At 61.9% G+C, this 12,554-nt stretch carries 11 protein-coding genes; 8 read left to right on the top strand and 3 right to left on the bottom strand.

Features of this window, described 5'->3' with window-relative positions:
• Position 1 precedes the first annotated feature (1 nt).
• Positions 2 to 1,051: a GlxA family transcriptional regulator gene (locus VL202_RS07470; RefSeq protein WP_325463497.1), complete on the bottom strand. Its 1,050-nt coding sequence runs from the start codon at positions 1,049 to 1,051 to the stop codon at positions 2 to 4.
• Between the two features lie 165 nt (positions 1,052 to 1,216).
• On the opposite strand from VL202_RS07470, the gene VL202_RS07475 reads away from it, so the two are divergent.
• The 6 genes from VL202_RS07475 to VL202_RS07500 all read left to right on the top strand — a co-directional run bounded on the left by VL202_RS07475 (position 1,217) and on the right by VL202_RS07500 (position 6,723).
• On the top strand, positions 1,217 to 2,098 hold the full coding sequence (locus tag VL202_RS07475; RefSeq protein WP_325463498.1) for an ABC transporter substrate-binding protein: 882 nt from the start codon (positions 1,217 to 1,219) through the stop codon (positions 2,096 to 2,098).
• A 72-nt stretch (positions 2,099 to 2,170) separates the two neighbouring features.
• Positions 2,171 to 2,923 carry an amino acid ABC transporter ATP-binding protein gene (locus VL202_RS07480; RefSeq protein ID WP_325463499.1) on the top strand — a complete coding sequence of 251 codons (753 nt, stop codon included), beginning with the start codon at positions 2,171 to 2,173 and terminating at the stop codon, positions 2,921 to 2,923.
• 9 nt (positions 2,924 to 2,932) lie between these two features.
• Positions 2,933 to 3,592: an amino acid ABC transporter permease gene (locus VL202_RS07485; RefSeq protein WP_325463500.1), complete on the top strand. Its 660-nt coding sequence runs from the start codon at positions 2,933 to 2,935 to the stop codon at positions 3,590 to 3,592.
• Positions 3,589 to 4,251 carry an amino acid ABC transporter permease gene (locus VL202_RS07490; protein WP_325463501.1) on the top strand — a complete coding sequence of 221 codons (663 nt, stop codon included), beginning with the start codon at positions 3,589 to 3,591 and terminating at the stop codon, positions 4,249 to 4,251. Before VL202_RS07485 ends, VL202_RS07490 begins: the two co-directional genes overlap by 4 nt.
• A 23-nt stretch (positions 4,252 to 4,274) precedes the next feature.
• Positions 4,275 to 5,504, top strand: coding sequence for an Atu1372/SO_1960 family protein (locus tag VL202_RS07495; protein WP_325463502.1), 1,230 nt, complete (start codon positions 4,275 to 4,277; stop codon positions 5,502 to 5,504).
• A 1-nt stretch (position 5,505) separates the two neighbouring features.
• Positions 5,506 to 6,723, top strand: a complete 1,218-nt coding sequence (locus tag VL202_RS07500) for an FAD-dependent oxidoreductase (protein ID WP_325463503.1) — start codon at positions 5,506 to 5,508, stop codon at positions 6,721 to 6,723.
• Positions 6,724 to 6,803: 80 nt separating this feature from the next.
• On the opposite strand, the gene VL202_RS07505 is transcribed toward VL202_RS07500, so the two are convergent.
• A complete protein-coding gene (locus VL202_RS07505) occupies positions 6,804 to 8,717 on the bottom strand; it encodes a diguanylate cyclase (protein WP_325463504.1) in 1,914 nt (637 codons plus the stop codon).
• Positions 8,718 to 9,038: 321 nt separating this feature from the next.
• Positions 9,039 to 9,737 (bottom strand): GntR family transcriptional regulator, encoded by a 699-nt coding sequence (locus VL202_RS07510; protein WP_325463505.1) that lies wholly within the window; start codon positions 9,735 to 9,737, stop codon positions 9,039 to 9,041.
• Between the two features lie 137 nt (positions 9,738 to 9,874).
• Between VL202_RS07510 and VL202_RS07515 the strand changes: the two genes are divergently transcribed.
• Both VL202_RS07515 and VL202_RS07520 read left to right on the top strand, forming a co-directional pair.
• Positions 9,875 to 11,395 carry an aldehyde dehydrogenase family protein gene (locus VL202_RS07515; protein WP_414692818.1) on the top strand — a complete coding sequence of 507 codons (1,521 nt, stop codon included), beginning with the start codon at positions 9,875 to 9,877 and terminating at the stop codon, positions 11,393 to 11,395.
• Positions 11,396 to 11,521: 126 nt separating this feature from the next.
• Positions 11,522 to 12,472, top strand: a complete 951-nt coding sequence (locus VL202_RS07520; protein WP_325463506.1) for a substrate-binding domain-containing protein — start codon at positions 11,522 to 11,524, stop codon at positions 12,470 to 12,472.
• Positions 12,473 to 12,554 lie beyond the last annotated feature (82 nt).

Below are 12,554 nucleotides of genomic sequence, written 5' to 3' on the forward strand. Positions count from 1 at the left end.
TTCAGCGCAAGGTACTGGGTGTTACCCCATAGCGCGTCCGAAAGGCCGTGGCGAAATGGGCGGAATCGGAAAATCCGGTCTCGAAGGCGATCGAGGTCATCGGCATAGTCGTGTTCTCCACCAGGAAACGGGCATAACGCAGCCGGGTTTCCAGAATGAAGCGCTTCGGCGTCATGTTGATGTGTTGTTGAAACAGGCGGGCGAACTGGCGCGGCGACAGGCCGACGGCCTGGGCGGCCTGTTCCGGCGAAACGTCGCGGCCCTTCCGGCTCTCGATCAGCACCACGGCGCGCTGGATGCGGGTGTCGCTGAAATTGCGGTAGACCGTCGCCCGTTCCTGATCGAAGGCGCTCATGGTCTTCTGTTCGGTCAGGGACAGTTGGTGCACCACCTTGGCGGCCCGGTCCGGTCCGCAATGCGTACGGATCAGGTCGGTCATCAGCGACAGGACCGAAATTCCGCCCGGCACCGTGATCCGCGCCTTGTCAATCAGGAAGTCGTCGCGTGTCGAAAAGGCAAGCCGGGGAAAAGCCATGCGAAAGTCTTCGCCGTGGAAGGGATGGACGGTGGCCTTGTGACCCGCCAGCAGTCCTTCCTGGGCCAGCACGAAGACCCCGGTGCAGACACCGATGATCGGCACGCCGGCCGAGGCGGCGACGCGCAGATAGGCACGGTGTCGGGCAGGCGCTGCCCGCAGATGCGGCAGGAGCCCGCCGATCACCACGATATAATCGAAGTCGTTGGGGTTGGTGTAGGCGGCATCGGCCTGGACGCGAATGCCGCAGCTTGCCACCGCGCTTTGGCCGGGTTCACCCATGATCGACCAGCGGCAATAGAGCGGACGTGAATTGTCGGCGAAATCGGCTGCGTGACGCAAGGGCTCGACGATGCCGGTCAGCGACATCATCGGGAAGGTTGGCCAGAGAAGAATGCCGATGGAGAGATCCGGCTTGCGGTCGCGCGCCGTCAGCAAGCGTTCCTTCCACAGCCCATCCAGCCAGTGGACATAATCATCGCCGCCTTCCTTCGGCACTTCTGTTTCCTGCCCCATCGGCGTCTCCCATACGACCGCACGACGTCGCGCGTCGATTTTTCAAAGATTATGTCCGATTTTTAAAATTCAGCCAGCGCTTTTGCTGCCACAGTTTGTCCTGTCGAACACGACAGTCCGGCGGCGAAACTCCGGATCGGGGAACCAGAAACAGGGATATGAACGATGAAACTTTCTCTTTCGAGAAGGCTGGTGATGCACGCCCTTTTGGCGGCGGCAACGGGCCTGACAGCATTTTCGCCGGCCGGCGCCTTCGAGCTTGCCCAGGAAAACACGCTGACCGTCGCCTTTACCGGCGACATGCCTGGCTCCGGCTGGCAGGACGGCAAGATGACCGGTTATGACGGCGAGATCATGCAGCGCATCGCCGACAAGCTCGGTCTCAAGATCGAACCGGCGCTGATGGAATGGTCGGGCACGATCGCCTCCATCGAGGCCGGCCGCGTCGATGTCATGCTCGGCACCATGGGCTGGACCGAGAAGCGCACCAAGATCATGAGCCTGTCCGAGCCGATCCATTACTTCAAGAACGGCATCATGCAATCGACCAAGACCAGTTGGGACAAGCTTTCTGATCTCGAAGGCAAGAAGGTCGGCACGATCACCGGGTTTTCCTTCGTACCGGAACTGAAGGCGATCAAGGATCTGCAGCTTTCGCTTTATGATACTTCCGACGCCGCTGTTCGTGACCTGATCGCCGGCCGTATCGATGCCGTGATCGGCGATCCGCCGGTGGTATCTTTTGCCATCAAGCAGAACCCGGACTGGAACATGCAGTTCCTCGCCTTCACCGACACCAATCCGCAGTTTCCGCTGCTGACCGGCCTCGGCCAGGTGGTCTACGGCCTCAACAGGAAGAACGACGACCTGCGCCAGAAGATGGACGCTGTTATCGCCGACATGTGGAAGACCTGCGAGATGAAGGCGATCGGCGAGCGCTACGGCCTTTCCGCCGATGTCTGGTACCAGCCGGCCGGAGGAAACTTCCGGGCGGGCGTTGATCGCCCCGCCGACTACAAGCTGCCGTCCTGCGCGGCCGGGGGCTGATCCGCGGCATCGCGAGGGCTGCCGATCGGCAGTCCTCCTTCTATCCGACAAACGAAAAGACGGGGAATGCTGATGGACGCACTTTTGAGTGTCGCGGGCCTGCGCAAGAGCTATGGGTCGGTCGAGGTGCTGAAGGGGATCGATTTCTCCGTCAAGGCTGGAGAGAAGATCGCTTTGATCGGTCCTTCGGGATCAGGAAAATCGACCTGCCTGCGTTGCATGAATTTTCTCGAAACGCCGACAGCAGGCGAGATCCGGCTCGATGGCGAGCGGATCGGCATGCGTGACGGACGACTGATGAACGACCGGCAACTGGCGCCGCAACGCGCCGAGATGGGCATGGTCTTCCAACTGTTCAATCTCTGGCCGCATCTGACCGTTGCCGAGAACGTCGCGATTGCCGTACGCAAGGTGCGGGGGCTCCCGGCGAAGGAAGCCCGCGACCTGGCGCTGGAGATGCTCGCCAAGGTGCATATGGCGCACCGTGCCGATGCCTCACCGCTGGAGCTGTCCGGCGGCCAGCAGCAGCGTGTCGCGATTGCCCGGGCACTGGCCCAGAAACCGAGGCTGATGCTGTTCGACGAGCCGACATCGGCGCTCGATCCGGAACTGGTGCGCGAAGTGCTGACCGTGATCGAGGAACTGGCGGACGAGGGGCGCACGATGCTGCTCGTCACCCACGAGATCGCTTTTGCACGGGACGTTGCCGACCGGGTGATGTTTCTCGATGGCGGCGTGATCGTCGAGGAGGGGCCTGCAGGCGCGGTGATCAACACGCCGCGTGAGGAGCGGACCCGTGGCTTCCTCAAGCAGATCAGGCATTGAGGATCGACGATGCCCGATCTTTCAACCTTTCGCCTCGTTCTCGAAGGCCTTTTCGCGGGGCTGGGCGTAACCGTGCTGGTGGCAGTCGCGGCACTCGTCATCGGCCTTGTCCTCGGTTTTTGCCTGTGTCTCCTCAGGGAATTTACCCGGATAAAGGCGGTGCATTTCGCCATTGACGCCTATGTCGAGCTGCTGCGCAACATTCCGGCGCTGACGCATCTGTTCATCCTTTATTTCGGCCTTGCCAGCCTCGGTCTCCGGTTGTCCTCGATCACAGCCGCCATCCTCGGCCTCGGGCTGATCGGCGCAGCCGTGACCTGCGACATCTTCCGGGCTGGCTTTCGGTCGCTGCCGAAGGGGCAAATAGAGGCAGCGCTCGCCGTCGGGCTGAAACCGAGCCAGACGATCTTCTCCATCCTCACGCCGCAGGCCATGCGCATCGCGATTCCGGGCCTGGGCAATTACGCCGTGCAGCTTGTCAAGGACACATCGGTCGTGTCGGCCATCGCCGCGCCCGAAATCATGTTCTTTGCCCGCTCCATGGTTACCTCATCGTTCCAGACGACGCTGATCTACGCAACGGCTGCAGGCCTCTACCTGGTGCTGAGCCTGCCGCTGATGCAAGGCGTGCGTGTCCTGGAAAGCCATTATGGAAAGCTCAAGGGATGACCGGATTTCTACAGCCCTATGTCGATTATGGTGGCGAGTGGTGGCCGCTGCTCGCAGAGGCGATGCTCAATACCGCGCTGCTTTCGATCGCCGGCTTTGCCTTGTCAGTGGTGTTCGGCCTCGCCTTGCTCCTCTGCCAGACCTCCGGTTCGAGAGCGCTGCGCGGCTTTGCCGCGGTCTATGTGACCGCTGTGCGCGGCGTGCCGCTGCTGGCCGTCCTGTTTCTGCTCTATTTCGGCCTGCCGGGTGTCGGCATCACCTTCGATGCCTTCACGGCGGCGGTGCTCGGGCTTTCGCTCTGCTTTGCCGCCCAGGTCTCGGAGCTGTTGCGGGCAGGACTGAAAGCGATCCCGAAGGGGCAAAGGGAGGCGGCGATGGCGGCCGGATTCACGCCTGCCCAGAGCTTCACCTTCATCATCCTGCCGCAGGTGGTGCGGGTCATCCTCTCGCCGATGATCGTGACCTTCGTCTCGCTCCTGAAGGACTCATCCCTTGCCTCGCTGATCACCGTCAACGAACTGGTGCTGACCGGGCGGGCGATGGCAACCGAATATTTCCTGCCGTTGCAGATCTATGTCGCGGTGGGTCTCTGCTACTTCATGATCGGCTGGCCATTTTCCATTCTCTCCCGGCGCCTCGCCGCGCCCGCCGCCCGCTGACCCTTCAAAAGAAAGTCATAGACATGGATACGCAACCGAAAGGTGGCGGTGAAAGCCGCGCCCATCCCCTTGCCGATACCGACCCTTCACGCCCGCCGGTAATCTTGATTACCCCGGATTTCTTGCCGAATGACAAGGCCGAGACCGAGCATGAATATGCCGTGCGCACAAACTATGCCGAGGCGATCAGCGAGGCTGGCGGGCTTGCATTGATCCTGCCGTATCACAGTGAACAGATCGCCGACGCGCTTGCCCTGTGCGACGGCATCCTCGTGACGGGTACGCAACCGGGCGCGGAGGTTCCCGCCAGACGCAGCACCTTTGAACGGACGCTGGTGCATGAGGCCCTGGCGGCGGGAAAACCGCTGCTGGGGATCTGCCATGGAATGCAGCTGATCGGCGAATATCTCGGTGGGTCATTCGCGAAGGACCTGCCTGACCTTGCCGGCGAGACGACGGCGCACCTGCCGCATGTGGTGCCGGATCGTCTTGCGCACGAGATTGTCCTCACGCCCGGCAGCCTGCTTGCGACATGGCAGGGTGGAACCACCGCCAGGGTCAACAGCCTGCATCGTCATGCGTTGACGGGTACTGGCCGGTTCGACGTACTTGCGATCGCACCCGACGGGGTGACGGAAGCGTTCGAGGCCCCGGGCGACACCTTCTGCCTCGGCGTGCAATGGCATCCGGAATACGGGCTGACGGCGCTCGATCGCCAGATATTCAAGGGATTTGTGGCGAAATGCGCGGAGCGCCGATCGGGACCGCAGCGCCCGAGCCGCAATTCATTGATCGAGGCACGCCTCAGTGAACTCGGGCTGGCCCTCCCGGAAGCTTCTACGCCCCCGGGTGCCTTTGTCGGGGCGATCCGGACCGGCAATGTCGTCTCCGTATCGGGGCAAGTGCCGCTGCGCGACGGCAAGGTCGTCTGCACGGGGCAGGTGGGTGGCGCGGTCTCGATCGACGAGGCACGCGACAGCGCCCGCTGGGCTCTCCTGAACGGCTTGGTTCAGTTGGAAAAGATTGCGGGCGGGCTGGATCGCGTTACCGGCTTTGTTCGGCTGGCCGGCTATGTCAGTGCGGCCCCGGATTTCACCCGTCACGGCCAGGTGGTCGATGCCGCTTCGGAACTGCTTCGCGATCTCTTCCCGGATCGCTGGATGCATGCGCGGGTGGCCGTCGGCGTGTCGTCCCTGCCGCGTGGCGTGCCGGTGGAAATCGAATTGTCGGCGACCATCGCGGGGGGGTGCTGAGATGAAGCGCGTTGCCGTCGTCGGGGCGGGTGTCGCCGGGGTGGCGAGCGCCTATCTGCTCTGCCGGGCAGGCTATGCCGTCACGCTGGTCGACAGGAACCAGGGCCCTGCCCTGGGTGCGAGCCGTGCCAACGGCGCCCAGCTCAGTTATGCCTATGGCGACGCACTCGGGTCGCCGTCATTGCTGCGGCATCTGCCTCATATCCTGTTGCGGCGCGATCCGGCCTACCGCGTCCAACTGCAGACCGATCCGGAGTTTCTGATCTGGGGCCTGCGGTTCCTCGCCGAATGCCTGCCGACGCGCTCGCTTGCCAATACGCAACATTTGCTCAAGCTTGCCTTCGCCACGCGCAGGCTGCTGGAGGATGTGCTCGTCGAGTTCGACTTGTCGTTCGATTATCAGGTCTCGGGCAAGATGATCCTCTATTCGACGGCAAAAGCCTTTGCGGCCGGGGCGGCTGTACATCGGCTAAAACAATCGATGGGGATCCGACAGGAGGTTCTGGATCGTTCCGAAGCGACGGCGATCGAACCGGCGCTGACGCTTTATCCCGATTCCATCGACCGGGTCGTCTACAGTCCCGACGATGCGGCCGGCCGACCCGACCGGTTCTGTACCGGTTTGGTCGACGGGCTTGTCCGGCGCTACGGCTTGCGGACCCTGTTTGGTGAGGAGGTGCGTGGCATCCAAAGCTGCAAGGGGCGGGTGACCGGCCTGTCCTTTTCCACGTGCGAGCAGCTTGATTGCGATCTTGTTGTCGCGACGACCGGAGCCGCGCTCGACATATTGCCATGGACGGATCGTCCGGTTGGCGGCATCTGGCCGGTGCAGGGATATTCGATGACCGCGGCGGCCAGTCCGGCCGCGATGCGGGTTTCGATCACCGACCTCAAGCGCAAGCTCGTCTTTGCCAGACTCGGCGACGACGTGCGGATTGCCGGTCTTGCGGATATCGGCGCGGCGCGCCCGCGTTTTTCGGACGAGCGGTTCGACATGTTCCGATCCGCGTCGATCGAGGCCTTCGGCGGTGCTTTCGAGCACAAGGTCGGTGAAATCGGCGCATGGTCCGGCGCGAGGCCCTGCACGCCGTCGTCGCGACCGATCATCCGTCCGGGCCGGATGAAGGGGCTCTATCTCAATCTTGGCCATGGCACGCTGGGCTGGACCCTGTGTCTTGGATCGGCGCAGTTTCTGCTTGACCTGGTTGCTACTGCGTAATTCCTTAAATCGGAATCGGTTCAAGGCTAAAATTATACAGCATATTTAAAGTGCTACAGGGGCGGCGGCTGAGTTTTTCTTCAGCCGCCGGATTTTCCGCTGACCAGTTTCGGTTTGGCAGGTTCCCAGGTTCGCACGAGATCGCGGCCGGACGCCTTGGCAAGATAAAGCGCCTCGTCGGCGCGGACAACCAGTCGCCCGGCATCCGGTCCCATCGTATGATTGGCAAGCGTCGCGACGCCTATGCTGGCCGTGACGATGCCTTTTTCGCTGCCAGTATGGGCGATCTGGAGCGTGCGGATGCGGTTGCGCAGTTCATGTGCCAAGGCGACCGCCCCTTCCTCCGGCGTATTGGGCAGGATCAGCACCATTTCCTCGCCGCCATAGCGGGCGGCGCGGTCACCGGAACGCCGTGCCACGGCGCGCATGCATTCGGCGATGGCCCGCAGGCAATCGTCGCCGGCCGTATGGCCATAGGTATCGTTGAAGGCCTTGAAGCGATCGACGTCAAGCAGGAGAAGGCTCAGCGCGCCTTCGCCGCGTCCGACGCGCGCTACTTCTTCCGTCAGCGCGGCATCGAAGGCGCGCCGGTTGAGAAGACCGGTCAGTCCATCGGTTTCGGCCAATTCCGCAAGACGCATATTCAGATCGCGCAGGGCCTGTTCGCTCTGCTTGCCTTTGGTGATGTCGGAACAAACAACGAAGCAGGTGCCATCGGCCGCCGGGCTGGTGCGGGATTCGATCCAGCGCCCGTCGTAAAGTGGAAACTGGACGGTGCCGGGTTGGCGCAATCTCGAACAGGCGGCATTCACCCAGTCAGTGACGTTGTCAGTGGGAATGTTGATCAGTTCGCCACGCGCGATCGAGGCATAGAGGATCGATGCGGCAGGTGTTCCGGGCACGCGCAAGTCCGCCGTCAGCGGAAACATCGTGCGATATTGTTCATTGCAGAAGACGACGCGGAGATCCTTGTCGAACATGATGAGGCCATCGGCCATGTTCGTCAGGGCGGCCGTGACGACACGCTCGCTTTCGGCGAGCGCTGCCTCCAGTTTGACCTTGGCGGTGACATCGCGATTGTGGGTGATGAGGCCAGTCACACGGCCTGAACTGTCGCGAACCGGCGATTTGAGCGTGGAGAGGGTCGCGGTCGAACCGTCGCGGTGTGTCACCTGCTGTTCGATCACTTCGGACGTTCCGTGCAGCAGGGTGTTTTGTTCATCTGCCCGGAAACCCTCGGCGATATCGAACGGGTAGAAATCGAAATCGGTCTTGCCGAGCAGGGCGTCGGGGTTCGCTACCTTCATCAGCATGGCGGTGGCCGGATTGGCGACAATGAACCGGCCTTCCATGTCCTTGACGTTCAGGCAATCGGGAAGGCTGTCGATGACCGTCTTGTAGACGTGGTTCCTCATGACCGCGTCACGCCGACGTATCTCATTGGCGACGGCGAGCGAGACGAGTAGCGTCGCCGCAAAGGCGATTATGGCGATTGGCGCGATCGTGCTGGACAGGAGCGTCGACAGGCTCGCCTGCGGCATAACGAGAAAGCTCAAGGGGCCGCCCGCGGCGACACAGGCGGAGAATATGATGATGCCGAATGTGGAGGGGCGCTCGTTCTTCTTGAGCGCATGGCCGAGAACACCGACGACAGCGGCAATACCGATCCCCGTCAGTCCCGCAACGACGCCTGCGCCTCCGAGATAGACCCGGAAAGCCGTGGCGCAGAAGGCGGTGACGATCAAGGCAACTGGGCCGCCGAACAGGCCAGAGACCGCAACCAGCGTCGCCCGCGAGTCGATGAATACGCCTTTTCCGATCTCGAAAGGACGCATCATGACGATAATGGCGCCCAGCCCAAGCAGCAATCCGAAGGCGAACTGGCGGATGATCTGCGGGCAATCGATGTGCGGCAGCCGCGCGTTGCTCCAGATCAGCACGAGCATCGACAGGATCGCCAGATTGGCGAGAAGTTCATACCAGGCGCTACTCAAACAAGTCCTCCCCCGGCACAAACTGAAAACCGGCCGAACGGTGCGGATACCATCGCCCGGCATGGAAAAGTTTCCGTTAACGATGTGGCCGAAAGCCCAAGGAGCAAGGCATTCGGCCGTGCGCCAGCGAGGATAATTTGGGGATGGCGGGTTCAAGACTTATTTAAGCTTATTGTGACCTGCTGTTTGGCGCGGGTCTCGCACCTCTTTCCAATTGGCAATGTGGCCAATTACCCATGGGGCTCGGGCCAGCGTCCTCAAAGTCAACCCATGGACAGACCTTTTTGCGTCTCCGCCACCAAGTTCGAAGACGTGCCGCTGCTATTCGAACAGGTCGCGATTGTCCGATTCGATCTGCGGCAGGTCGTTCAGAATGCCGTTGAGATGCGCCCGCATGGCATCGGCCGCCGCATCGGCGTTTCGTGAATCGATGGCGGTGACGATCTTTTCGTGCTGCTCGATGAGATTGTTCATCGAGGTGGGATTGCGGAGTTGCAGGTTGCAGACCCGATCCATATGCGCCTTGATGTCCGAGATCGCATTCCAGGCGAGACCGCAGCCGGCGCCTTCGGCAATGGCGATGTGGAACTGCTCGTCTTCCCGTCGAAAGGCATTGTGATCGTGCTGGTTCGCGGCGGCCCGCTGCCGGCCGAGGATGTCGTCGATCTTGCGTCGCGTCCAGGTATCGAAGCTTTCGCTGGCGCGCCGTGCGACCGCCACCTCGATCGCTTCGCGCACGAAGCGGGCTTCCATCATCTGGCGCGCCGAGATGCGGACCACGACCGTTCCACGATTGGGGCGGATTTCAACGAGCTTTGATTTTCCAAGCGCGATCAAAGCCTCGCGGACCGGCTGGCGGGAAACGCCGAGACGGGAGGCGATTTCCTGCTCCGACAGGCGAGAGCCGGGCGCCAGTTCGAGGCGAATGATCGCCTCGCGCAGGTCACGCTCGACCTGGGCCGCCGTCGTTTCCCCGGTCTCGATCTTCAACGGGTCGATCTTCAAAGTTTCAAGGTTCATGCTTTTCGCCGCCACGGTCTCGTTGACATTTGTTTATAACCACCATACAGTACCATACAACTTGACGACAGCACAAGCGCGGCGGTCAAACGCCAAGCCAGGATGGAGGAGCCGGGACGTGAAATCCCGGTCAGTTGATGACGATACATTCCAATTTCATAAGCCCGGATTCTAGTGATCCGCGTCTGCAGAGTAAATCCCGCTACAAGATGCTGGTCGATGGCAAGTCTGTCGATGCGGCATCGGGAAAAACAATCGACCGCGTCAGTCCGGGCCATGCCGGTGTGGTCGTCGGAACCTGGCCCGACGCGTCTGCCGACGACGTGCGCCTTGCGATTGCCGCCGCCCGCCGCGCCTTCGATACCGGCCCCTGGCCGCGCATGTCGGGCGCCGAGCGCTCCCGGCTGATGTTCAAGACAGCCGAGCTCATTCTCGCCAATGTCGAGGAAATCGCCCTGATCGAAAGTCTGGAGGTCGGCAAGCCGATCGCCCAGGCGCGCGGTGAAATCACCTTCTGCGCAGATCTCTGGTCCTATGCGGCCGGACAGGCCCGCGCGCTCGAAGGCCAGACCCACAACAATATCGGTGACAACCGTCTCGGCCTCGTCCTGCGCGAGCCCGTCGGCGTCGTCGGCATCATCACGCCCTGGAACTTCCCCTTCATCATCGCATCCGAGCGGGTGCCGTGGGCGATCGGTGCTGGCTGTACGGTGGTGCTGAAGCCATCCGAGTTCACCTCAGGTACATCGATCCGCATGGCGGAACTGGCCCGCGAAGCAGGCATTCCCGATGGCGTCTTCAATGTCGTCACCGGCTACGGCGACCCGGCAGGACAGGTCCTGGCGGAGGATCCGGGTACGGACATGATCGCCTTTACCGGTTCGGGCCGTGTCGGCGTCAAGCTCGGTGAAATCGCCGCCCGCAGCGTCAAGCGCGTCGGTCTCGAGCTTGGCGGCAAGGGTCCGCAGATCGTCTTTGCCGACGCGGACCTCGAAGCGGCCGCCGACGGCATCGCCTATGGTGTCTATCACAATGCCGGCCAGTGCTGCATTTCCGGCAGCCGGCTGCTGGTGCAGGAGGGTATCCGAGACGCGCTGCTCGAGCGCCTGCTCGACATTTCCCGCAAGGTCACGTTCGGCGATCCACTGAACGAGCGCACGAAGATCGGCGCGATGATCTCGGAGGCGCATGCCGCCAAGGTGCATTCCTATGTCGAGGCAGGACAGTCGGCCGGGGCCGAACTGCTGCTCGGCGGATCGCGGGTCGGCGAGGGCTCAGGGCTCTATTATGCGCCCACCGTCTTTTCCGGCGTCACCGCCGACATGTCGATCGCCCGGGAGGAAATTTTTGGCCCGGTCCTGTCGACCCTGACCTTCAAGACGGCCGACGAGGCGGTCGCGATGGCAAACGCCTCGGAATACGGCCTGTCGGCCAGCGTCTGGTCCAGCAATCTCGAAAACGCGCTGCAGAGCATCCGCCGCATCCGGGCCGGGCGCTGCTGGATCAACAGCGTGATCGATGGTGCGCCGGAATTGCCGATCGGCGGCTACAAGAAGAGCGGTCTCGGGCGTGAACTCGGCCGCTACGGCTTTGATGAATATTCGCAGTTCAAGGGCATCCACGTGACCTTGGGCCGGCCGGATCCTTGGTTCGGGTGAGGGTGCTCACCGGAGACTGAGGCAGAGGAGGAAAATCTCGGCTGGCGCGATCTTTGGTCGGAGCTCGCCAGCCGAGACATGGGTCTTTCGACCCCGCATTGCACATCCAAAGGGAGGATACGCAAAATGAAATTGACCAGACTGAAAACCGCAATGCTTGCGGCGTGCGCAGCTATGGCTTTCACATCATCCGCCGTAGCGGCCGATGTCAAGGCGACGATGATCATCTACCTTGATCCGAGTGTCCAGTTCTTTAACCCCGTCGTCAAAGGCGCACAAGATGCCGCGGCACAGTTCGGCGTCGATCTCGACGTGCAATATGCCAACAACGATCCGGTGCGCCAGAACGACCTGATCGAGAGCGCCACTGCAACGGGTGTTGACGGCATCGCCGTTGCCATTTCCTCGTCGGACGCTTTCGACGACAGCATCTGCAAGGCGGTCAAGGCCGGCATCATCGTCATCGGCTTCAACAATGACGACCTGGAAGGCGCCAAGGGCAATTGCCGCCAGGCCTATGTCGGCATGGACGAATTCGCCTCGGGCTACGAACTCGGCAATCGCATGATCGAGCAGTTCGGTCTGAAGGAAGGCGACATGGTCTTCAACCCGCGCGAAATTCCGGAAGCCAGCTTCGCCGTCGCGCGTGGCGGCGGCATCGAAAAGGCGATGAAGGAACATGGCATCAAGGTGGAGACGGTCAAGTCCGGTCTCGATCCGGCCGAAGCGCAGAATATTCTTGCTCAGTTCCTCATCGCCAACCCCACCACCAAGGCTCTTTTCGGCACCGGCTCCGTCACCTCGACGGTCGGTGCGGGCGCCATCAAGGATGCCGGCGTCAACATTCCGTTCGGTGGCTTCGACCTCGCGGTCGAGATCGTCAACGCGGTGGAATCCGGTGCCATGTTCGCGACGATGGACCAGCAGCCTTATCTGCAGGGTTACTATCCGATCGCCCAGATCGCTCTGTCAAAGAAATACGGCCTGACACCGACGGACGTCGATACCGGTCAGGGCGCGTTTCTCGACAAATCGCGCATCAGCTCCGTCAAGCCGCTGATCGGCAGCTACCGGTAAGCGTGACGCCTGAAGACCTTCCGGCATTTTGCCGGAAGGTCCCCGCGATCCCCTGAACAGAGTAACGACAGTGACCTACGCC

The sequence above is a fragment of the Pararhizobium sp. genome, assembly GCF_035497515.1.
Classification (GTDB): domain Bacteria; phylum Pseudomonadota; class Alphaproteobacteria; order Rhizobiales; family Rhizobiaceae; genus Pararhizobium.

Bases quoted from the DNA above. Each gene is read 5' to 3' on its own strand.
- VL202_RS07470 (WP_325463497.1), bottom strand. From the start codon at position 1,051: ATGGGGCAGGAAACAGAAGTGCCGAAGGAAGGCGGCGATGATTATGTC.
- VL202_RS07485 (WP_325463500.1), top strand. From the start codon at position 2,933: ATGCCCGATCTTTCAACCTTTCGCCTCGTTCTCGAAGGCCTTTTCGCG.
- VL202_RS07510 (WP_325463505.1), bottom strand. From the start codon at position 9,737: ATGAACCTTGAAACTTTGAAGATCGACCCGTTGAAGATCGAGACCGGG.
- VL202_RS07515 (WP_414692818.1), top strand. From the start codon at position 9,875: ATGACGATACATTCCAATTTCATAAGCCCGGATTCTAGTGATCCGCGT.
- VL202_RS07475 (WP_325463498.1), top strand. From the start codon at position 1,217: ATGAAACTTTCTCTTTCGAGAAGGCTGGTGATGCACGCCCTTTTGGCG.
- VL202_RS07500 (WP_325463503.1), top strand. From the start codon at position 5,506: ATGAAGCGCGTTGCCGTCGTCGGGGCGGGTGTCGCCGGGGTGGCGAGC.
- VL202_RS07495 (WP_325463502.1), top strand. From the start codon at position 4,275: ATGGATACGCAACCGAAAGGTGGCGGTGAAAGCCGCGCCCATCCCCTT.
- VL202_RS07480 (WP_325463499.1), top strand. From the start codon at position 2,171: ATGGACGCACTTTTGAGTGTCGCGGGCCTGCGCAAGAGCTATGGGTCG.
- VL202_RS07520 (WP_325463506.1), top strand. From the start codon at position 11,522: ATGAAATTGACCAGACTGAAAACCGCAATGCTTGCGGCGTGCGCAGCT.
- VL202_RS07490 (WP_325463501.1), top strand. From the start codon at position 3,589: ATGACCGGATTTCTACAGCCCTATGTCGATTATGGTGGCGAGTGGTGG.